24 protein-coding genes are annotated in these 19,722 nt (G+C 64.1%); 9 read left to right on the top strand and 15 right to left on the bottom strand.

The window, feature by feature from the left end:
* The first annotated feature begins 89 nt into the window (after positions 1 to 89).
* Positions 90 to 1,028 (top strand): transcriptional regulator GcvA, encoded by a 939-nt coding sequence (locus MHM88_RS04425; protein ID WP_239360459.1) that lies wholly within the window; start codon positions 90 to 92, stop codon positions 1,026 to 1,028.
* A gap of 6 nt (positions 1,029 to 1,034) precedes the next feature.
* The gene (locus MHM88_RS04430; protein WP_239360462.1) at positions 1,035 to 1,898 is read left to right on the top strand and encodes a DMT family transporter; all 864 of its coding nucleotides are present in this window, start codon (positions 1,035 to 1,037) and stop codon (positions 1,896 to 1,898) included.
* A 196-nt stretch (positions 1,899 to 2,094) separates the two neighbouring features.
* Here the strand turns inward: MHM88_RS04430 and MHM88_RS04435 are convergent, their stop codons facing one another.
* From MHM88_RS04435 to MHM88_RS04445, 3 genes are all read right to left on the bottom strand, one after another.
* Positions 2,095 to 2,262 (bottom strand): YdcH family protein, encoded by a 168-nt coding sequence (locus MHM88_RS04435; RefSeq protein ID WP_239318732.1) that lies wholly within the window; start codon positions 2,260 to 2,262, stop codon positions 2,095 to 2,097.
* 231 nt (positions 2,263 to 2,493) lie between these two features.
* Entirely contained in the window at positions 2,494 to 3,273 is a 780-nt protein-coding gene (locus MHM88_RS04440) for a methyltransferase domain-containing protein (RefSeq protein WP_239360465.1), read from the bottom strand.
* A complete protein-coding gene (locus tag MHM88_RS04445) occupies positions 3,266 to 3,487 on the bottom strand; it encodes a DUF2007 domain-containing protein (protein WP_239318727.1) in 222 nt (73 codons plus the stop codon). Before MHM88_RS04445 ends, MHM88_RS04440 begins: the two co-directional genes overlap by 8 nt.
* Before the next feature lie 57 nt (positions 3,488 to 3,544).
* On the opposite strand from MHM88_RS04445, the gene MHM88_RS04450 reads away from it, so the two are divergent.
* Positions 3,545 to 4,543, top strand: a complete 999-nt coding sequence (locus tag MHM88_RS04450) for a polyprenyl synthetase family protein (RefSeq protein WP_239361157.1) — start codon at positions 3,545 to 3,547, stop codon at positions 4,541 to 4,543.
* 50 nt (positions 4,544 to 4,593) lie between these two features.
* Here MHM88_RS04450 and MHM88_RS04455 read toward each other — a convergent pair whose 3' ends face one another.
* The 4 genes from MHM88_RS04455 to soxR all read right to left on the bottom strand — a co-directional run bounded on the left by MHM88_RS04455 (position 4,594) and on the right by soxR (position 9,587).
* On the bottom strand, positions 4,594 to 5,418 hold the full coding sequence (locus MHM88_RS04455; protein ID WP_239360468.1) for a 4-(cytidine 5'-diphospho)-2-C-methyl-D-erythritol kinase: 825 nt from the start codon (positions 5,416 to 5,418) through the stop codon (positions 4,594 to 4,596).
* Positions 5,405 to 7,123 (bottom strand): tetratricopeptide repeat protein, encoded by a 1,719-nt coding sequence (locus tag MHM88_RS04460; RefSeq protein WP_239360480.1) that lies wholly within the window; start codon positions 7,121 to 7,123, stop codon positions 5,405 to 5,407. The genes MHM88_RS04455 and MHM88_RS04460 overlap by 14 nt, the downstream gene beginning before the upstream one ends.
* Positions 7,124 to 7,246: 123 nt before the next feature.
* The gene (locus MHM88_RS04465; protein WP_239360503.1) at positions 7,247 to 8,896 is read right to left on the bottom strand and encodes an electron transfer flavoprotein-ubiquinone oxidoreductase; all 1,650 of its coding nucleotides are present in this window, start codon (positions 8,894 to 8,896) and stop codon (positions 7,247 to 7,249) included.
* Positions 8,897 to 9,131: 235 nt separating this feature from the next.
* Entirely contained in the window at positions 9,132 to 9,587 is a 456-nt protein-coding gene (gene soxR / locus MHM88_RS04470) for a redox-sensitive transcriptional activator SoxR (RefSeq protein WP_239360506.1), read from the bottom strand.
* A 152-nt stretch (positions 9,588 to 9,739) separates the two neighbouring features.
* Between soxR and MHM88_RS04475 the strand changes: the two genes are divergently transcribed.
* The 4 genes from MHM88_RS04475 to MHM88_RS04490 all read left to right on the top strand — a co-directional run bounded on the left by MHM88_RS04475 (position 9,740) and on the right by MHM88_RS04490 (position 12,517).
* Positions 9,740 to 10,120 (top strand): VOC family protein, encoded by a 381-nt coding sequence (locus tag MHM88_RS04475; protein WP_239360509.1) that lies wholly within the window; start codon positions 9,740 to 9,742, stop codon positions 10,118 to 10,120.
* A 315-nt stretch (positions 10,121 to 10,435) separates the two neighbouring features.
* Positions 10,436 to 10,906, top strand: coding sequence for a transcription elongation factor GreA (greA, locus tag MHM88_RS04480; protein ID WP_239318717.1), 471 nt, complete (start codon positions 10,436 to 10,438; stop codon positions 10,904 to 10,906).
* Between the two features lie 38 nt (positions 10,907 to 10,944).
* Positions 10,945 to 11,976 carry a hypothetical protein gene (locus tag MHM88_RS04485; RefSeq protein WP_239318716.1) on the top strand — a complete coding sequence of 344 codons (1,032 nt, stop codon included), beginning with the start codon at positions 10,945 to 10,947 and terminating at the stop codon, positions 11,974 to 11,976.
* 28 nt (positions 11,977 to 12,004) lie between these two features.
* Positions 12,005 to 12,517 carry a GNAT family N-acetyltransferase gene (locus MHM88_RS04490; RefSeq protein ID WP_239360512.1) on the top strand — a complete coding sequence of 171 codons (513 nt, stop codon included), beginning with the start codon at positions 12,005 to 12,007 and terminating at the stop codon, positions 12,515 to 12,517.
* 235 nt (positions 12,518 to 12,752) lie between these two features.
* Here the strand turns inward: MHM88_RS04490 and glp are convergent, their stop codons facing one another.
* The 6 genes from glp to MHM88_RS04520 all read right to left on the bottom strand — a co-directional run bounded on the left by glp (position 12,753) and on the right by MHM88_RS04520 (position 17,460).
* A complete protein-coding gene (glp, locus tag MHM88_RS04495) occupies positions 12,753 to 14,012 on the bottom strand; it encodes a gephyrin-like molybdotransferase Glp (protein WP_239360515.1) in 1,260 nt (419 codons plus the stop codon).
* Positions 14,009 to 14,821, bottom strand: coding sequence for a molybdopterin guanine dinucleotide synthesis (locus tag MHM88_RS04500; protein WP_239360517.1), 813 nt, complete (start codon positions 14,819 to 14,821; stop codon positions 14,009 to 14,011). Before MHM88_RS04500 ends, glp begins: the two co-directional genes overlap by 4 nt.
* Before the next feature lie 20 nt (positions 14,822 to 14,841).
* Positions 14,842 to 15,333 (bottom strand): molybdopterin-guanine dinucleotide biosynthesis protein B, encoded by a 492-nt coding sequence (mobB, locus tag MHM88_RS04505; protein ID WP_239360519.1) that lies wholly within the window; start codon positions 15,331 to 15,333, stop codon positions 14,842 to 14,844.
* A complete protein-coding gene (gene mobA / locus MHM88_RS04510) occupies positions 15,330 to 15,968 on the bottom strand; it encodes a molybdenum cofactor guanylyltransferase MobA (protein WP_239360521.1) in 639 nt (212 codons plus the stop codon). The genes mobB and mobA overlap by 4 nt, the downstream gene beginning before the upstream one ends.
* Entirely contained in the window at positions 15,965 to 16,231 is a 267-nt protein-coding gene (locus MHM88_RS04515; protein WP_239360523.1) for a YcxB family protein, read from the bottom strand. The genes mobA and MHM88_RS04515 overlap by 4 nt, the downstream gene beginning before the upstream one ends.
* Before the next feature lie 347 nt (positions 16,232 to 16,578).
* Positions 16,579 to 17,460, bottom strand: coding sequence for a formate dehydrogenase accessory sulfurtransferase FdhD (locus tag MHM88_RS04520; RefSeq protein ID WP_239360525.1), 882 nt, complete (start codon positions 17,458 to 17,460; stop codon positions 16,579 to 16,581).
* Positions 17,461 to 17,515: 55 nt separating this feature from the next.
* Between MHM88_RS04520 and MHM88_RS04525 the strand changes: the two genes are divergently transcribed.
* Positions 17,516 to 18,241 carry an AzlC family ABC transporter permease gene (locus MHM88_RS04525; protein WP_239318708.1) on the top strand — a complete coding sequence of 242 codons (726 nt, stop codon included), beginning with the start codon at positions 17,516 to 17,518 and terminating at the stop codon, positions 18,239 to 18,241.
* A 2-nt stretch (positions 18,242 to 18,243) separates the two neighbouring features.
* Entirely contained in the window at positions 18,244 to 18,588 is a 345-nt protein-coding gene (locus MHM88_RS04530) for an AzlD domain-containing protein (protein WP_239360527.1), read from the top strand.
* 98 nt (positions 18,589 to 18,686) lie between these two features.
* On the opposite strand, the gene MHM88_RS04535 is transcribed toward MHM88_RS04530, so the two are convergent.
* Both MHM88_RS04535 and MHM88_RS04540 read right to left on the bottom strand, forming a co-directional pair.
* Entirely contained in the window at positions 18,687 to 19,310 is a 624-nt protein-coding gene (locus MHM88_RS04535) for a hypothetical protein (RefSeq protein ID WP_239360529.1), read from the bottom strand.
* 56 nt (positions 19,311 to 19,366) lie between these two features.
* Positions 19,367 to 19,501 carry an aa3-type cytochrome c oxidase subunit IV gene (locus MHM88_RS04540; RefSeq protein WP_239318702.1) on the bottom strand — a complete coding sequence of 45 codons (135 nt, stop codon included), beginning with the start codon at positions 19,499 to 19,501 and terminating at the stop codon, positions 19,367 to 19,369.
* Positions 19,502 to 19,722: the final 221 nt, after the last annotated feature.

Here is a 19,722-nt window from a genome sequence, read left to right on the forward strand (position 1 = left end):
TCTCTGTTGTGTCCTCAATATGCGCATTTGCTGGATTGACGACAAACGAGAGTTTTGCGAGCTTCGGTTAAGTTATTCTTGGGTGAACCGTGACCGACCGCCTGCCCCCGCTGACCGCTTTGCGCGCCTTTGACGCAGCTGCCCGGCATATGTCCTTTGCCAAGGCGGCGGAGGAGTTGAATGTGACTCCGGCCGCCTTGTCGTTTCAGATCAAATCGCTGGAGGCGCATCTGGGCGCGCCGCTGTTTCACCGCCTCAATCGTGCGGTGGAATTGACCGAGGCCGGGGCGGCGCTGGCACCGGGGGCGGACGCGGGGTTTCAGGCCCTGAGTGCGGCCTGGCGACAGGCGCAGCGGGTGCTGGACACCACCTCGCTGACGGTGACGGCGGGGCCGGCGCTGACGGCAAAATGGCTGGCGCCGCGGCTCTATGACTTTGCCCGCAGCCATCCCGACATCGACCTGCGCCTGTCGGCGGGGTTGCGGGTGGTGGACCTGCGCCGCGACAGCGTCGATGTGGCGATCCGATTCGGCTATGGCGTTGACGAGGATCTCGTATCGCAACCCGCGCGCCCGGAGTGGCTGACCCCGGTGATGACGCCGGAGCTCTATGAGCGGTTTCCCACCCCCGAAAGCCTGCGTGAAGCGCCGCTGATCTATGATGACAGCATCAGCTTTCTCAGCCCCGCTTGCGACTGGCCCACATGGTTTCGCGCCCTGGGGCTGGCGTTCACGCCGGGCCATGGCACCCATTTCTCGCACGCGGATCACGCCATTGATGCCGCATGCGCCGGGCTGGGCGTCGCGCTGGGACGGCGCCCGATGATTATCAAGGATGTGCAGGAAGGCCGCCTTGTGGCGCCGTTCAAGATCGCGATCGAAACCGAGGCCCGGTTTCGGTTCCTGTGCCTGCCCAGCACCCAGGATCGGCCGCAAATCCGGGCATTTCGCGAATGGTTCTTTGCAGAGATCGAGAGAACTGCACATATGTGGGACGATTTTCAAATCATCCCGGTCAAGGATCTCTGACGCCCCATGCCCCGCACCCGCGCCACCGCCATTGGATTTGTCGCTGTTCTCCTCTGGGCGCTTCTGGCGCTGTTGACGGTCGGCTCCAGCCCGACGCCACCGCTGATGCTGAATGCGATCTGCTTTACCATTGGTGGGGTGATCGGGCTGATCTGGGTTCAGATGACCGACAGTTGGGCCCAGCTGCGCCGGGTGCCGCTGCGGGTCTATGCCTTTGGCTCGATCGGGGTGTTCGGCTATCACGCGCTCTATTTTTCGGCGCTGCGGGCGGCGCCGGCGGCCGAGGCCGGGCTGATCGCGTACCTCTGGCCGCTGCTGATCGTGCTGTTTTCCGGCCTGCTGCCCGGCGAGCGGCTGCGCGGGGGGCATTTCCTCGGGGCGCTCTTGGGGTTTGCCGGGGCGGCCTGCATCATCACCGGGGGCGGTGAGGGGTTTCAGGCGCAATATCTGCCCGGCTACGGCCTTGCCTTTCTGTGTGCGCTGTTCTGGTCCAGCTATTCGGTCGGCTCGCGCCTGATGGGGCATGCGCCCACGGCGTCGGTTGCGGTGTTCTGCCTGCTCAGTGCCATTGCATCCGGCGTGCTGCATCTGCTGGTGGAAGAGACCGTCTGGCCCCTCGGCCTGTTGGGCTGGAGCTCGACCCTGCTCCTGGGTCTCGGCCCCGTGGGGCTGGCGTTCTACGTCTGGGACATCGGCGTCAAACAGGGCGACATTCAGATGCTGGGCACCAGTTCCTATGCCGCGCCGCTGCTGTCGACACTGATTCTGGTGGCAGCGGGGATCGCCGCGCCCTCCTGGGGCCTGGCACTGGCGGCGCTGCTGATCACCGGCGGTGCCCTTCTGGCCGCGCGGGCCTCCGTCACCGCCTGAGCGGGCGGCATATCCTGCGCCCCGGAGGCGCAGACCGGCATATTTGCCTTTCTCAAATAGAAAAGGACCTCGCGCTTGGCGAGGCCCTTCATCCTGTCACTAACCGGGACCGGTTGGGATAAAGCCCCTAGGCGGCCCGTCATCGGATACTGTGGATCGGTCTTATGCAGGTGCAGAGAACCGATCTGCCGCGCCGCTATGCGTGGGAGAGACGCTCGATCTCGTCCTTCAGGCGCAGTTTCTCTTTTTTCATGGATTTGACTTGGAGGCGGTCTGTGGCCGGGGATTTCTCCGCTCGTTCCACTTCAAAGCTCAGATGCTCGTGCTTCTTCTTCAGTTCGGTGAGATGCGAGCTGAGGCTCATGTCATTCCTCCTTTTCAAAGCTTGATGCCAACAACATGGGGATTGGAGCATGGATCTTTCAACCTGTCACGCCGCAGACGCACAATTCAGAACGGTTCTTTTGTGCAAATTGCAACTTTTGGCTAAAACCCGCTCATCCAGCCCCACCTGCGGGCAGCCACATTCGGCTTTGCCTATTCAAAAGCACAAAGATAGCGCAAATCTTCGACCCGCTGCGGCGCGGTCGGCGATTCAGCGTTGCGGCCAGGGCAAGGCGGCTCCGTCGCGCAAGACGGCGGTGACTTCCGCGCTGTAGTCGGCGCCGTCGCGTTCGTGCCGCGCGCCCGCATGCAGCACCAGCGGCGCATGCAGGCGAAAGGCAGCCCGCCCGCCTTTTCGTGCGCGCAGGATCACCAGCTCCGCCCCGCGCCCCACCCTGGGCGCCAGCGGCAGCACCTCCAGCGCGCCCAGTCGCCCGGCAGCGGCGGCCAGCATGTCGGGCAGACGATCCGCGCGCTGGATCATATGCAGATACCCTTTGGGCGTCAGCCGCCGAGCGGCAGTGTCGATCCAGACCGCCAGCGGGGTCGCCTCGCCCAGGGCCGTCCGCCGCCCGGCGTCCTGCGCCGGGCTATGGGCGCCAGCACGGTAATAGGGCGGGTTGGCGATCACGTGGTCAAAGCTCTGCTGGCGCAGCCTATCCGGCAGCTGTTCGAGATCCGCACAGTCGACCTCTGCCGCGATGCCATTGGCAGCGGCATTTTGGCGCGCCAGTTCCGCATAGGGGGGTTGCAGCTCGACCCCGGTGAGGGTCAGCCCCTCCACCCGCGCCCCAAGGCAGAGAAACGCCTGCCCCGCGCCACAGCCCAGCTCCAGCACCGATTGTCCCGGACGCGCGGCAACACTGGCCGCCAGCAGCACCGGATCCACCCCGGCACGATAGCCTGTCCGGGGCTGGGCAAGGGTGAGGCGCCCCCCGAGGAAGCCATCATGGCTGAGGTCGGTGTCGGAAAACACCGCCGGGTCAGTCACGGTCCGACACCGGCAGATCGTTGTCGCGCATCACCACGCGCGCCTCCGCCAGATCATCGGGATGCACCAGCAGGCGACGCGGAAAAATCCCGATGCCCCCTTCAAGAACGCTCATATTTACGTCCATTTCAAAGCAGTCTATACCCTCCCCGTTAAGAAGGGCGGTGGCAAAGGCCATGATCGTCGGATCGGTGCTGCGCAGAACTTCCTTCATATCCATGGATCTAAGGGCAAGACCGGGGTCTTGTCGAGCCTATCAGTCGGGAATGTGATGAACCAGGTGATGACGCAGAAGCCCCATGAATTGCTGGCCGCCACCCTTGCGGAGGAACTGGAGGCCGTGAACCGGCTGATCCGCGAGCGGATGGCCTCGGAACATGCCCCGCGCATCCCCGAAGTGACCGCGCATCTGGTCGAGGCCGGCGGCAAGCGGCTGCGCCCGATGCTGACGCTGGCGGCAGCACGGATGTGTGGCTACACCGGCGACCACCACCTGAAGCTGGCGGCGACGGTCGAATTCATCCATACCGCGACGCTGCTGCATGACGATGTGGTCGACGAAAGCGCCCAGCGTCGGGGCCGCCCCACCGCCAACCTGCTGTGGGACAACAAAAGCTCGGTTCTGGTGGGCGACTACCTCTTTGCGCGCAGCTTCCAGCTGATGGTGGATACCGGATCGCTGCGGGTGCTGGACATCCTCGCCAATGCCTCGGCCACCATTGCCGAGGGCGAAGTGTTGCAGATGACGGCAGCGACCGATCTGGCCACCACCGAAGAGATCTACCTCCAGGTGGTGCGCGGCAAGACGGCGGCGCTGTTCTCGGCCGCCACCGAAGTGGGCGGCGTCATCGCGGACGCGCCCGAAGCGCAGGTGCAGGCGCTGTTTGACTATGGTGACGCGCTTGGGATCGCCTTCCAGATCGCCGATGACCTGCTGGATTATCAGGGCGACACCACAAAGACCGGCAAGAACATCGGCGACGATTTCCGTGAACGCAAACTGACGCTGCCGGTGATCAAGGCGATTGCCGAGGCCACCGATGAGGAGCGCGCCTTCTGGCAGCGCACCATCGCCAAGGGCCGGCAGCAGGACGGCGATCTGGAGCACGCGCTGGAACTGATGGCAAAATACGCCACGCTGGAGGCAACACGCGCGGATGCCTTTGGCTGGGCGGAAAAGGCGAAATCCGCGCTCGCGGTCCTGCCGGAGCACCCCATTCGCACCATGCTGATCGATCTGGCCGATTACGTGGTGTCGCGGCTGAACTGACCGCGCGGGTTGGGCGGGCTGCCGGGCTCGGCGGGCCAGGCCGGGGCGGTTCAGGTCAGTTCGGTCGCCACGCACCACCACTCGGGATGTTCTGCGCCGATCTCATAGGCGGCGAAATGGGCGGCTTTCATGCTGGGATAGAGCGCAAAACAGGTCGACCCCGACCCCGACATCCGCGCCATCAGCGCATCGCGGGTGCCGCGCAGATCGCTCAATACCCGGTCGATCTGCGGCGCGACCTGGATCGCCGCAGGCTCCAGATCGTTGCGCTGCACCTCCAGCCAGGCGGCGCAGTCTCCGATGCCGTCAAACAGCGGCACCTCTGCGGGCATCGGGGGATTGTCGCGTGACGCAAGCGCCGAGAACACGGCCCCCGTGGGCACTTCGACGCCGGGATTGACCAGCAACGCCGGCAGGCGTGGCAAGGCGACGGCCGTGATCTCCTCTCCGATGCCCTGCATCCGCGTCGCCGCAGCGGTCATGCAGACCGGGACATCCGCCCCCAGCGAGAGCGGCAGAGCGTCCGGAAACGTCCCCCCCTGCCTGGTCACGGCGTTCAGCAGGGCCGCCGCATCCGAAGACCCGCCCCCGATACCGGCCCCATGCGGCAGGGATTTCTCCAGCGCGATCTGACCGGTCCACCCGGCACCCTCTGCCGCGCGCCACACGAGGTTGCGCGCATCCTCCGGTACACCGGGGGCAAACAGCCCCGACACCGCCAGCGACAGCTCTGGACCGGGGGTCAGACGCAGCCGGTCCCCCACGTCCGCAAACGCCACCAGACTGTCGAGCAGGTGATAGCCATCGCTGCGACGGCCGGTGACATGCAGGGTGAGGTTGACCTTGGCCGGGGCAAAGACCTCAGCTGTCGTCATTGGCCACCTGCAAGGGGGCCGCGCCTTCTTCGGCCAGAACCACATCCAGGCCAACTTCCAGCTTGCGGCGGATACGCTCCGGGTCGGCTTCGGCGTTGGTGTCTTCGGGATCGACGAAGGACAGGGCGCGCTTCCACTGGAATTCGGCCTCCAGCTTGCGGCCCACGGCCCAGTAGACATCCCCCAGATGGTCGTTGACCACCGGATCCACCGGCATCAGCTCCACCGCGCGTTCCATATGCCCGACAGCCGCCGCGTAATCTCCAAGCCGGTAGAGCACCCAGCCGAGGCTGTCGACGATATAGCCGCTGTCGGGGCGCGCGGCGACCGCGCGTTCGATCATCGCCAGCGCCTCGTCCAGCTTTTCCTGACGCTCCACCAGCGAATATCCGAGGTAGTTCAGCACCTGCGGCTGGTCCGGGTCGATCTCGAGCGCGGCGCGGAAATCGGCCTCCGCCGCGTCCCATTCCTGCAACCGCTCGTGGCAGATGCCGCGCGCATAGAGCAGGAACCAGCGATTGGGGGCGTCCTCCTCGCTGAGGTCGAGCGCCCGATTGTAGGCCGCCACGGCGCCGGCATAGTCCTCCTGCTGGCGCATCAGATCGCCCAGGTCGATGTGCACGGCGATGTGCTGCGGGAAATCGCGCACCAGCTGTTCCAGCACCTCCTGTGCCGCCTGCGGATTGGCCGACCGGCGCAAGGCCTCGGCGCGACCCAGTTCGGCGGCGTGGAAATCGGAGTGATCGCGCGGCACTTTCTTGTAGGTGGCGATCGACAGCTCGTAGCGACCCATCTGATCCAGCAGACCGGCGCTGAGCAGGATCGCGTCCACATGCGCGGGGCTGAGGGTCGCGGCCATGCGCGCATACATCAGCACGTAGTCGCTCGCGGCCTCGCCCGACAGCGCCTGCCCGAGGCTGAAGAACACCTCGGCCATGCCATCCCGAGGCGTTGGCGCGATCGAGAACGCCAGCGTTTCACCGGTGGCGAGGCGGTCCGCCAGATCCGTCAGCGCGGGGTCGAACCCGGCGCCGAAACTGTCCACCAGCACCTCGAGCGCCTGCTCGTTGCGGCCAAGCTGCGACAGGATCTGCACCCGGGCAATGGCCGCGCGGCGGGAGGAGCGGCCCAGTTGGCCCTCATTTGCGGCCAGCAGCTCCTCGGCGCCCTCGTAATCGCCGACAGAGGCCAGCGCCAGCGCCTTGTGATAGAGCGCAAAGAAGCGCAGCCCGTCCTGCCCGGCCACCGCATCGAACTGGGTCAGCGCCTCTGACACCGCGCCGTTGCCCATGTAGGCCCATGCGTCCAGCAGGCCGTCGACCAGCGGGCTGATTTCGAATTTTTGCGCATCACGCGCCAGCAATCCGGCGTAATCCTCCTCAAGCGCGAGGTTGCCGGCCATGACGATATTGGCGACCTGGCTGCGCACGCCGGCCTCCCACATCCGCTGCGCCACCGGCAGGGCGGATTTCACATTGCCCAGCGCCAGCTGCGCATAGACGAGGTTCTCCATCAGGGTGACGTTCTGCGGGTCGCGCACCAGCGCGCGGGTGTAATATTTGGCCGAGGCGGCAAAATCGCTGTCGTAGGTCGCGGCCCGCCCGGCCAGGTAAGCCCCGGCCAGCCCGTCCGCCACCGCCATCGGGCCAGTGGTCAACAAAAGCGCGGCGGCGCAGGTCAGGGAACGGAGATAGGATACGGGCACGAAGGGGCCTCCAGAGCAGGATCACAACAATCTGGATCGGAGCGTAGACGCCAGCCCTGCAATGCGCAATGGGGCGCCCCGCAGGCGCCCCATCAAAGTGATCACGAATGGCATATCTGCCGGTTACATGTTCGGATAGTTGGGTCCATCCCCGCCCTGCGGCGTGGTCCAGTTGATGTTCTGGCTCGGGTCCTTGATGTCGCAGGTCTTGCAGTGGACACAGTTCTGGAAGTTGATGACGAACTCGGCCTTGCCGTCCTTTTCGACCACCTCATAGACACCAGCCGGGCAGTAGCGCTGCGCGGGTTCGTCGAACTTCGGCAGGTTGACGGAGATCGGCGTGTCCTTGTTGCCCAGCCGCAGGTGGCAGGGCTGGCTTTCCTCGTGGTTGGTCGCCGCAAAGGAGACGTTGGTCAGACGATCAAAGGACAACACGCCATCGGGCTTGGGATAGTCGATGGGCTTGTGCTGTTCGGCCGGTTCCGTCGCCTCGGCATCGTTCTTGCCATGACCCAGCGTGCCAAAGAGAGACAGGCCAAAGAGGTTGTTGGTCCACATGTCCAGACCACCCAGCGCCAGCGAGGCGGTGAGACCCCATTTGGACCACATCGGTTTGACGTTGCGCACCATCTTGAGATCCTTGCCGATGGCGCCATTGCGCACCTCCGCCTCATAGGCGGTCAGCTCCTGATCGGTGGTGTCGGCCTTGATCATCTCATAGGCCGCTTCGGCTGCGGCCTTGCCGGACAGCATGGCGTTGTGGTTGCCCTTGATGCGCGGCACGTTGACCATGCCCGCGGAACAGCCCAGCAGCGCGCCGCCCGGGAAGGTCAGTTTCGGCATCGACTGATAACCGCCCTCGGTGATTGCGCGCGCGCCGTAAGCGACGCGTTTGCCGCCTTTCAAAAGCTCCGCCACCATCGGGTGATGCTTGAAGCGCTGGAACTCCATGTAGGGATAGAGATGCGGGTTCTTGTAGTTCAGGTGCACCACAAAGCCCACATAGACCTGATTGTTATCCAGGTGATAAATGAACGAGCCACCGCCGGCGTTGGAATTCAGCGGCCAGCCCATGGTGTGGGTGACGGAGCCTTCCTTGTGCTTGGCGGGGTCGATCTCCCAGATTTCCTTCATGCCGACGCCGTATTTCTGCGGCTCCTTGCCGTCAGAGAGACCGTACTTGGCGATGACTTCTTTGGAGAGCGACCCGCGCACGCCCTCGGAGAGGAAGACGTATTTGCCGTGCAGCTCCATCCCCGGTTCGGTGTTGGGACCGTAGGAACCATCTTCTTCGAGGCCGAAGACACCCGCGACCACGCCTTTGACTTCGCCCTTGTCGCCATAGACCAGCTCGGAGCAGGCCATGCCGGGGAAGATCTCGACGCCCAGCTCCTCGGCCTGCTCCGCCATCCAGCGGCAGACATTGCCCATGGAGACGATGTAGTTGCCGTGGTTGTTCATCAGGGGCGGCATCGGCGCGTTGGGGATGCGGAGCTGGCCCGCCTCGCCCAGCATGTAGAAATTGTCGTCCTTGACCGGAACGTTCAGCGGCGCGCCCTTTTCCTTCCAGTCGGGCATCAGCGCATCGAGACCGCAGGGGTCCAGAACCGCGCCAGACAGAATATGCGCGCCGACCTCGGACCCCTTCTCCAGCACCACGACGTCCAGATCGGCGTCGAGTTGCTTCAGACGGATCGCGGCCGACAGACCGGCAGGACCGGCCCCGACGATCACAACGTCGTATTCCATTGCTTCGCGTTCAATCTCGGCCATTCGGCGTGCTCCTTGGCTATCGTGCGGACCTGCGCGTCTGGTCCTTGGCTGGTTGGCGCAATGTGACTGCGCTGGCGGTGTGGCGCAACATTCTTGCGCGGTTGCTTAGCGGGTGCAGCATGGAGAGGTCAATCCATACCCTACGTAGGTTCCCTGACAGACCCGGAAAATACCCCCTTGGCGCGCCGGTTTTCGTCACCCGAGACGCGAATAACGGCGTGAATCGACAGGAGTGTCAAGTTTCGGGCCGATCTCCCATCAGATATCGTGGTCCCTGGCCCTTTTTGGCGGCCCGGTCCTCTGCATTATAGAGCGCACAGGTGGGCAAAGACAGGCAACCGCAGCCAATACAGCCATCCAGATCGTCGCGCAGTTTTTCAAGCGTTGCGATTCGCGCGTCCAGATGGCTGCGAAACCCCGCCGACAGGCGCGACCAGTCGTCCTTGGTCGGGGTGCGCTTGTTGGGCAGGCTTTGCAGCTGCTCGCGGATTTCCGGCAGGGTAAAGCCGAACTTCTGTGCAATCATGATAAAGCTCAGCCGGCGAATGTCGGCGCGGTGGAACCGGCGCTGGCCGCCTGCATTGCGCCAGGGCTCCAACAGGCCCTGCGCCTCGTAATAGCGAATGGCCGACACCGCGAGGCCGGTGCGCTCGGCCAGATATCCGATCGACAGTCCATGGGCTGCGGGCATGCGGTAGATCCTTCCGTAGCTGGTGGGCCGGGCGACGGGCCAATCATGGGGCCGGGTAAAAAACGCAGGGATCGGCCAGAAACCTCTTGAGCTAAAGTTAGGTTTAGAAATTATCACGGATGGAGGCAAGACATATGGAAGGAGCCTCCGCGATGACTGCAACGCTCGAACACGCCAATATCTGCGTCAGCGATCCCGACAAGACCGCCGCATGGATGGAAAAAATCTTTGGCTGGCACATCCGCTGGCGGGGTCCGGCCCTGAACGGCGGCTACACCGTGCATGTGGGGTCCAAGGACAGCTACCTCGCGCTCTATGCGCCCGCCGAGGGTCTGGCCGACCCGACCCCGCGCTATTCCAGCAAGGGCGCGCTCAACCATCTTGCGGTCGTGGTCGAGGATCTCGATGCCGCCGAAGCGGCAGTGAAGGCGGCGGGCTACACCCCCAAAAGCCATGCGGATTATGAACCGGGACGCCGGTTCTATTTCCTCGACGAAGAAGGGGTGGAGTATGAGCTCGTTGAGTATGATTGACCTTCTGTTCCTGGCCGCAAACGGACCGCGCGGGTTACGGGACTTCGGCCCCGCGCGGCGACATCGGGCGCGGCCTCCACGGCCTCCCAGCCTGACCGGGCCGCTGCCGCCGAGGCCCCGCTGGCTGCGTTAAACACCCGCAGCAAACAGCAAAAGCCCGCACATCCCGCGCAGCCCCCCTTGCAATTGCGTCCATGATTGGGTCAGGTATTTGCCAACACGACGGCTCGCCCCGCTGCTCCTCGCGGCGGGGCGGCGGCGTTCAAGAGACATGAAACAACAACAAAAGAACGAACCACGAAAGCGGACAAGACCATGGACAAGATCCCGATGACGCCGACGGGCTTTCAGGCGCTGGAAGCGGAACTTAAGAATCTCAAGAGCGTGGAGCGCCCGGCCATCATTCAGGCCATCGCCGAGGCCCGCGAGCTGGGCGATCTGTCGGAAAACGCCGAATACCACTCCGCCCGTGAAAAGCAGTCCTTTATCGAGGGCCGTATCAAGGAGCTCGAAGGCGTGCTGTCGCTGGCCGATGTCATCGATCCGGCAAAACTGTCGGGCGCGATCAAGTTCGGCGCCAAGGTCACCGTGGTGGACGAAGACACCGACGAAGAGAAGACCTGGCAGATCGTGGGTGAGCATGAGGCCAATATCGAGGCGGGTCTGCTGAATGTGAAATCCCCCATCGCGCGCGCCTTGATCGGCAAGGAAGAAGGCGACAGTGTAGAGGTGCGCACCCCCGGCGGGGATCGTGCCTATGAGATTCTCAAGATCACCTACGCCTAGGCAAAACCAAGCACACAGAGGGACATAGCGGGCAGGACATGACCACCGATCCCAGCCAGAAGGACCAGCCCTCTGCCGCCCGGCAGGCCGGTATGGCATTGCCGGAACTGGAGAGCAGTTCCCGGACGCCGCTTGGCCTGCCCGAGCTGGCGGCGCTGGCGCTGGCGGTGCTCTGGGTGCTGGTTATCCTTGCGGTCTATGTGCTGGCGCCCGACATGGCGCTGTCGACCGAGTGGAACGCACCCTTGGTGCGGGTGCTTGCGGTGATGATGCCGGTGCTGATGCTGCTGGTGGCCGCGATCGCGCTGCGGTCGGCCCGGATCATGCGCGAAGAGACGGATCGCCTGCATGCGGCGATTTCCAGCCTGCGTCATATGTATCTTGCCCATACCCAGGCGGCAGCCGCCGTGTCCGAGCCCTCGGTGACCAAGAAGCTGGAAGAGATCGCCGAAACCGCCCGCAAGACGGAGACGGTTCTGGCCACCTTCCAGTCCACCCGCCGCACGCCGGAACGGCTGGCGATTCCGTCCAAGGCGATGGAGGCGGTGGCCGAACAGGGATCGCTGGAGCTGGGCACCTCTGCCGAGGACATGTCGCCGCCCTTGTCCAATGAGCATTTCATCCGGGCGCTGAACTTCCCGGAGTCGGCTGAGGATGAGGATGGCTTTGTCTCTCTGCGCCTTGCGCTGAAGGACCGCCACGCGGCGCAGGTGATCCGCGCCGCCCAGGATGTGCTGACCCTGCTGAGTCAGGAAGGCATCTATATGGATGACCTGCGCCCCGACCGCGCCCGCCCCGACATCTGGCGGCAGTTTGCCAACGGCGCGCGCGGGCGCGCGGTCGCGGCACTTGGCGGGGTGCGGGACCGGTCGTCGCTGGCGCTGTCGTCGGCGCGGATGAAGCAGGACCCGCTGTTTCGCGACAGCGCCCACCATTTCCTGCGCCGGTTCGACCAGATGTTCACCCGGTTCGAGGCGGAGGCGACCGATACGGAGATCTCCGCCCTGAGCGACACCCGCACCGCCCGTGCGTTCATGCTGTTGGGGCGTGTTGCGGGCACCTTCGACTGATGCGCAGCGCGTTTGGGGCTGCGGGCGCATGACCCTACGCCCGGCCCGCGCCGAGGATGCATCAAGCCTTGCGGCCCTGTCGCTGGAGGTCTGGATCAGCACGTATCTGCGCCGGGGCATCAACGCGCATTTTGCGGATTATGTGCTGTCAGAGTTTACGCCGGCCCGAATGGCCGCATTGATCCAAGCGCCGGATCAAACCATCATCGTCTCGCAGAACCAGGATGGCATTGATGGCTACATCCGCGTGGCACACCGCTGCCCGGACCCGCTGACAGGCGACCACCAAACCGAGGTCGCCACGCTCTACGTGCAGCCGCGTCATCATGGCAAGGGCATTGGCCGCGCGCTCTTGTCAGCCGGCATGCGGGCCGCACAGGAGGCGGGAGCTGCTTCGGTCTGGCTCACCACCAACTCTGAGAATGCGCCCGCCGTCGCCTTCTACCTCGCTCAGGGCTTTGAGCGGATCGGCATCACGCAGTTTTGCATTGAGGATCAGGCCTATCAAAACGATGTTTTTGCGCGGGCGCTGAACCTCTGACGACATCAACCGGGATGAAGCGACGGGGAAGCTCCCGCCCGTCACAGCTGCATTATAAATGCAGCCGTTCCCGTTGGGCCCGGCGCGCCCTGCGGGCGCGGCCCGCGATTTACAGCGATAGGGGTCGTTCAGGCGCGACCCACAGCGCGCCCGCAGGGCGCGCTGCCGGGCCCAAACGGGGGTGGTGGCATCTGTGATGCCGCCGCGCTCGGCGGGAGCGCTCCCGCCCGCCCTGTCACCCCATGCCAAAGCTGGCGAAAGGGATAAATCGTACAGGACCCCCCGGCGCGATCTCGGCGGCCCCGTCGGGCAGTTCCACCAGACCCTCGGCCCAGCTGAGGCCGGAAATTCGGCCTGAGCCTTCGGATTTAAACACCTCCGCCCGTCCTGCCCGCATACGCGCGCGCAGATATTCCCGCCGCCCTGGCTTCTTGCGTTTTGCAAAGGCGGCTGGCACCTCGAACCCCTGCGGCTCTGCCCAACCGGCGCCGGCCATCAGCCCCATCGCGGGGCGGGCGAACACCAATGTACAGACCAGCGCTGCCACCGGATTACCCGGCAGGCCAAAGACCGGCGTGCCCTGCCACAGTCCCAGCGCCAGCGGGCGGCCCGGTTTCAGCGCGATGCGCCACTCCTGCATCGCACCGGCCTCGCGCAGCAGAGCCGACACATGGTCCTCATCCCCGGCCGAGGCGCCGCCACTGGTCAAGATCACATCCGCCTGCGCGGCGGCCTGATCAAAGGCAGCGCCAAGCGCGGCGCGGTCATCTTTGATCCGCCCCATATCCACCGTCTCAAAACCGAACTGCCGGATCAGAGCCAGCAGCATCGGACGGTTGGCATCGTAGATCTGACCCAGGCCTGCTGGCTCTCCGGGGCCCACCAGTTCATCGCCGGTGGAGATCACCGCCACCCGCAGAGGTTTGCGTACCAGAAGCTCGGCAAGCCCGGTGGCAGAGGCCAGCGCCAAATCCGCTGGGGTCAGCACCCGGCCTGCGGGCAGGATCACATCGCCTGCGGCCACATCCTCGCCCGCCTTACGGGTATTGGCCCCCGGTTTCAGCGGTCCGTTAAAGGCGACAGAGGCCCCATCCGTGCGCACGTCTTCCTCAAGGATCACGGTATCGACGCCCTCGGGCAAGGCCGCACCCGTCAGGATGCGAATCGCCTGTCCGGGTGGCACTGCGCCGTTAAACGGCACCCCGGCAGCGGCACGCCCTGCCACCAGCGGCATCACATGCGCTCCTTCGGGACGCCCACCGGCAAAGCCATAGCCATCCACCGCCGTATTGGGTTGCGGCGGATTGGAGCGCAGCGCAATTGCATCCTCGGCAAGGACACGCCCCAGCGCCTCGGACAAGGACACGGTCTCCGCCCCGGTCACCGGTCCCAGACGGCCACGCAACAGTGCCAACGCCTCATCCACGGGCGTCCAGTCCACCCCTTGCGGCAAAGCGAAACAATCATTGCTGAGAGGTGGCGGTGTGAGGGTCATCGGTCAGGCTCCACGGCGAAGATCCAGCCCTCTTCCAATGCGATGGGGGCGGTCACGTTCAGGTATCGGTTCAGGTCTGCCACAGGGCGACGGGCGAGGTCCAGCGCCACGCTGTGCACCTGCCAGGCGTCCTTGATCCACTCGTCGGGGGCCGGCGGGACCGTGAGCGACGGCCAGATCTCCAGCAGCGCAACCGATGCATCAAGCGGCTCGAACGGCCAGACCGCCACATGGGGCGTAAACCCTGCGCGCAGTCGGTGCAGCACCGGCAGGCCCATCATAACCTGCCCGCCAACCGCACCCACACCAGACATCTGCCAGCACGTGAAGCTGCCCTTGGCACGGTGTTCCACCGCTCGACGATCCGCAAAGGGGTTGTGATAACGCACCTTGCGACGCGGCAGGCCGGGAATGTCACGCCTCAGCCCATTGCCCCAGAACGGACCCGGCCTCTGCGGTCCCGACCCAAGGCTCAGATTGATTTCACCCGCCAGATCAAAGCGATTGTTCGCCTTCGGCGTATCCTCGATCCGGTCAGCGAACCATTGCCACAGGGCCAGTGGGTCGGGCTTGCCCGTCATCTCCGCGGCAAAGCCTGCGGGATAACCAAACGGGAAATCGAACCCAAGCGCCACCCTGCGGCCCGCTGTCAGTTCGGTGTCAATCAGATCGGCCAGCCACTCCTGCGCCAACGCGCGATTGCGCAGGTAGACAGGGGGCTCAGCCGCGCCCCCGCGCGCCACGCAGGCCCAGATGGCATCCTTGCGCGGGCGTGGTCCGGTGTCGTTGCCCCCGGACCAATCCACCATGACAAAGGTGTCAAAGCCCCTCAGAGCCCCAGCTCCGCCGCGATAAAATCGGCAATCGCCGCCGTGTCATCGAGATCAAAGACAGGGCGATCAAGCTCCAGCGCCGTATCAGATGCCACCGCGCGGATGGTTGGATCGTTTGGCGCGATCAGCGCCGTCGAGGCCTCCGCCCTGTGCACTTCGATCTTTGGATGGGTCTCGCGCTTATAGCCTTCGATCAGGATCAGGTCGACCGGGCGCATCCGGGCGAGGAGTTCCGTCAATGAGGGTTCCTGCGCGCCGCGCAGCTCCTGCATGATGGCGACGCGATTGGGCGAGGCCAGCACCACCTCTGATGCGCCCGCAACACGATGACGGTGACTGTCCGTGCCGGGCTGGTCCACATCGGTGGCGTGATGGGCATGCTTGAGGGTCGAGACCCTGAGGCCACGCGCGGTGAACTCCGCCACCAAGCGCTCCATCAGCCCGGTCTTGCCGTTGTTCTTCCAGCCCGTCACCCCATAGAGCTTCATCGCAACAGACCCTCTGCCCGCGTCAGATCGTCGGGCGTGTTGACGTTGAAGAAGGGATCAAAGGGCTCCGCCTCAAACAGGGCTTCGCGTCCGCCGTGCTGGTCCGTCCACAGAACCACCTTGCGCAAACCGCCCTCAAGCGCTGCACGCAGATCATCGCGCAGGGCAACCGGCCACAGACCAAACGTCGGATGCCGATTCACGCGCCCCTTGCCGCCGGATTTGAGCACCTCATCACCGCTCTTGGGCGTGGTTGCCAGAACCAGCGGGTGGCTCTGCCCATCAGAGGCCGCGACCAGCCGCGCCACCAGATCATGCGGGAAAAACGGCGTATCAGCCGCCGCCGTGACAATCGCCTCCGCCCCCTGTTCCGCCGCCCAATCGAGACCCGCAAGAACCCCCGCCAACGGCCCCGCAAAGCCTTCGATACTGTCTGGGATGACCGGCAGCCCAAAGTCATCAAACCGCGCCCCGTCACCATTGGCGTTGAGCGCGATCTGACGCACTTGCGGTGATAGCCGGTCGATGACACGCGCCATCAGGCTCTGACCGCCAAGGGACAAAAGCCCCTTGTCACCACCACCCATCCGGGTGGCGAGACCGCCTGCAAGGATCACTCCAAGTGGCTGGGTCATGCTGTACCCTCCTGTTTTCGCCATACGGCGATATCCTTCAGAAGCATTGCACGCTGGTCAGTAGAAAGAGTGCCCGTTGGTATGACAATCACACTCGGCCCAAGGAAACAGAAGAGATAGCTTTGGTCCTCAAGCACCCGGTCCACAGCGCTCCAGTCAAAGCGAGACAGCCCCAATTGCGATACCAGCTCAAGCCCATTTGCCGAGAGATCAAACCGCTGCAAAGTACGCAAAATCGGCGTACTCAGGAATTGCTCTGCCATGTCACGCCGTCTCAGAATTTTGACGCTGTATAGAACTGCTATAGCCAAAACAGTCCCGAGGAAAGGTCCCCAAACCCCTTGCTGGTGAGGCGATGCGCCCCCAAGTCTTAATACGATAAATGCTAAGACAATTCCCCCTGCGCAGACCATCCCCCCAAACAACAATGAAACGACATGACCCAACCAACCAGTAGATGTTTTGGGTCCAGAGCGTCGGCATTTTTGCATCGCACGGGCCAATACCTTCGGGTCCAGCGGGCGGGTGACTTCAATCGTGTGGGTCAAAATATCTATCTCTCGTTTATTGAGACTATTCAAATTCGCTCGCGGCACTGCGCCCCGCGCGATCAATCCGCGCTCTTGCGGCGGTGTTTCTTGTCTTCCTCCGGCATGGCGCTTGGGTCCACATCGCGCGCCAGACGCTCCTCACCCGCCAGACAGACAAACCGCTGCCCGCGCATCCGGCCGATCAGAGTCAGCCCCACCTGCCGCGCGATTTCCACGCCCCATGCGGTAAAGCCAGAGCGCGAGGCCAGCACCGGGATGCCCATCATCGCGGTCTTGATCACCATCTCCGAGGTCAGCCGCCCGGTGGTATAGAGGATCTTGTCCGATGCCTCTGCCCGCTCCGACAGCATCCAGCCGGCGATCTTGTCCACCGCATTGTGGCGCCCGACGTCCTCCATGTAGACCAGCGGGTGGTCCTGATGACACAGCACCGTGCCATGAATGGCCCCCGCCTCCAGATAGAGCGAGGGCGTGCGGTTGATCTCATGTGCAAGCGTATAGAGCCAGGATGTCTTCACCGGCGTTGCGGGCAGGGTCACGCCCTCAAGCCCCGCCATCATATCTCCAAAGACGGTGCCGACCGCGCAGCCGGAGGTTCGGGTCTTTTTCTGGAGCTTTTCTTCATGCGAGGTCTCGACCTCGGTGCGGACCACCACCGTCTCGACTTCTTCGTCGTAGTCAACGCGGGTCACGACATCGTCAGCGCTCAGCATGCCCTGGTTTTTCAAAAACCCCAGCGCCAGATACTCCGGGTAGTCGCCGATGGTCATGGCGGTGACGATCTCCTGCCGGTTCAGATAGATCGTGAGCGGGCGCTCCTCGACCACCGAAATCTCGGCCTCTTGACCAAGATGATCAACGCCCGTGACCTTGCGAGTCAGACGCGGGTTGCCGGGGTCCGGTGCAATACGGTATTCCGTTGCCACGTTAAGTTTTGCCAATTGCCAAGCGCCTCCAACCCGCGTAGCCATGTGAGGCATAACCTAAGGCCCCGTCATGCCAATCTCCACCGTGAAATCCGCCTTTTGGAAAGGCATGCGCGACAGCGCCCCGTTTGTGCTGGTCTCCGGCCCCTTTGGCCTGCTGTTCGGCGTGCTGGCCGCCGAGGCCGGGCTGAACGTGATCGAGGCGTTTTCCTTTTCGCTTGCGGTGTTTGCCGGCTCTGCCCAGTTCACCGCGCTCCAGCTGATGCAGGAACAAAGCCCGACGTTGATCGTGCTGATCTCCGCCCTCGCCGTGAACCTGCGGGTGGCGATGTATTCGGCCTCGCTCACGCCCTACCTGGGCGATGCGCCGCTCTGGCAGCGGGCCTGTGCGGCCTATGTCACCGTGGATCAATCCTATGCTCTGTCGATGATCGAATTTGAACGCCGCGCCGACTGGGGCACGTCGGAACGGATGGCCTATTTCTTTGGCACCAACGGGCTGGTGGCGCCCTTCTGGATGGTGGCGACAATCACCGGCGCGTTGGTGGGGGCATCGGTGCCGGACAGTCTCGGGCTGGATTTTGTGCTGCCGATCGCCTTTCTGGCGATGATCGGGCCGATGCTGCGCACCCCGGCGCATGTTGTGGCCTGTTTCACCGCCTGTGCCGTCGCGCTGCCGGCGGCGATGCTGCCCTACAACCTCGGTCTGATCGTGGCCGGGCTGGCCGGGATGATGGCGGGGGCGCAGGCAGAACTGTGGTTCGAACGCCGCACCGCAACCAAGACGGAGGTATAGGCATGGGTGGGCCCGAAATGAGCTTTGATCGCAGCACGCTCTGGATTGTCATTGCCGGATTGGCGGTGGGCTCTTATGCCCTGCGCTTTGCCTTTATTGGGCTCGTCGGCAATCGCGCGATGCCCGCCTGGCTGATGCGGCACCTGCGCTATACGGCGGTGGCGATCATCCCGGCGCTGGTGGCGCCGCTGGTGGTCTGGCCGGCCCCGACCGGGGGCACGCCGAGCTTGATCCACTTCGCAGCTGCCGCGCTCACCTTTGCAATTGCGGCGCTAACAAAGAACGTGCTTCTGGCGATGGTGTCCGGTGCCTGCAGCCTGTGGGTGCTGATGTATCTCACCGGCTGAGCCCGCCGGAGCGCTCAAGGGCCGTCTTGCAGCCCTGCAAACGGCGCTTTTGGACAGGCGGGCCTTAGGTTCTCTGGCTCAGAGGCACAGGCGCCCCATCAGCTGCCGGTATCTGCGTTCAGGCTGGCATTGCCCGCCTCCAGACCCGCAGAGAGATCCTCGCTGTCGTTTTCATAGTATTTGTCGGTCTCGACACCGGGAAACAGCGCGAATTGTTCCTGGAGTTTCACCGGATAATAGGTCACGTCGATGCCCTCGAAGCCCGGGATCTGGCGCAGGATCGACGAGGTCGCGTTGGCGCAGAACGCACCCGGGACGCGGCCATTGGTGGTGACCAGCTGATAGGCCGTCTGAGCCTGCGCGGGCGTCAGCGCGACCTCCTGCGTCACCACGTGAAAGGTCTCGCGCGCATGGGCGCTGCGATAGGCCTGAAACACGCGCGGGGAGATGCCAAACAGCACGTCCTGACGCTCCGGCACAACATCGGCGTAGAACGAGCCGGCCGGATCAAAGATCACACGTTCGGAGGCATTCACCATCAGCGCCGTGTGTCCGCCCTGGCCGGTCCGGTTGTTCACCACCGTGATCAGCGTCATCGACGGCCCGCCCGCATCCCGATACCGCACCGCTGCGATCGTGTCGGGATCAGCGTCCGGACGTTGGGGCGCCGCGCATCCGGCAAGTGCCGCGCAGAGCGCAAGGATCAGGATCGGCTTGCGCATCGGACGGTGCTCCTGAATGTCGCGGCGAGATGGGGGGCTAGTCAGACGAGCAGAACTCAGGTTGCGAAGATCGCCAGGAACAGGGCAAAAACAACCAGCGCAATGCAGAAACGCGTGACGAAGGTCATGAAGCCCGCGTAGGTCTGTTCTTGAACGGTGGTATCCATGGTGCCGTGCTTGTGTTCAGCCATAACTGTGAAGTCCTGTTCGCATCTTCCTGTTGCACGTGGTGATACTGGATTTCAAAACGGCTGTCACCACCCCACGCACCGGACTTGTTTCAAAACCACTGCGGCAACCAACCGCAGACCTAGCGCCTCGTCAAAACCATGGCGGCGAGGGGCAACTCCCGCCCCTTTGTGCATGAGGCAGAGCCTCCCGCAAAAGCGTTGGGCCCGGCAGGGGCGGCGCC

The sequence above is a fragment of the Epibacterium sp. MM17-32 genome, from assembly GCF_022348205.1.
GTDB lineage: Bacteria > Pseudomonadota > Alphaproteobacteria > Rhodobacterales > Rhodobacteraceae > Epibacterium.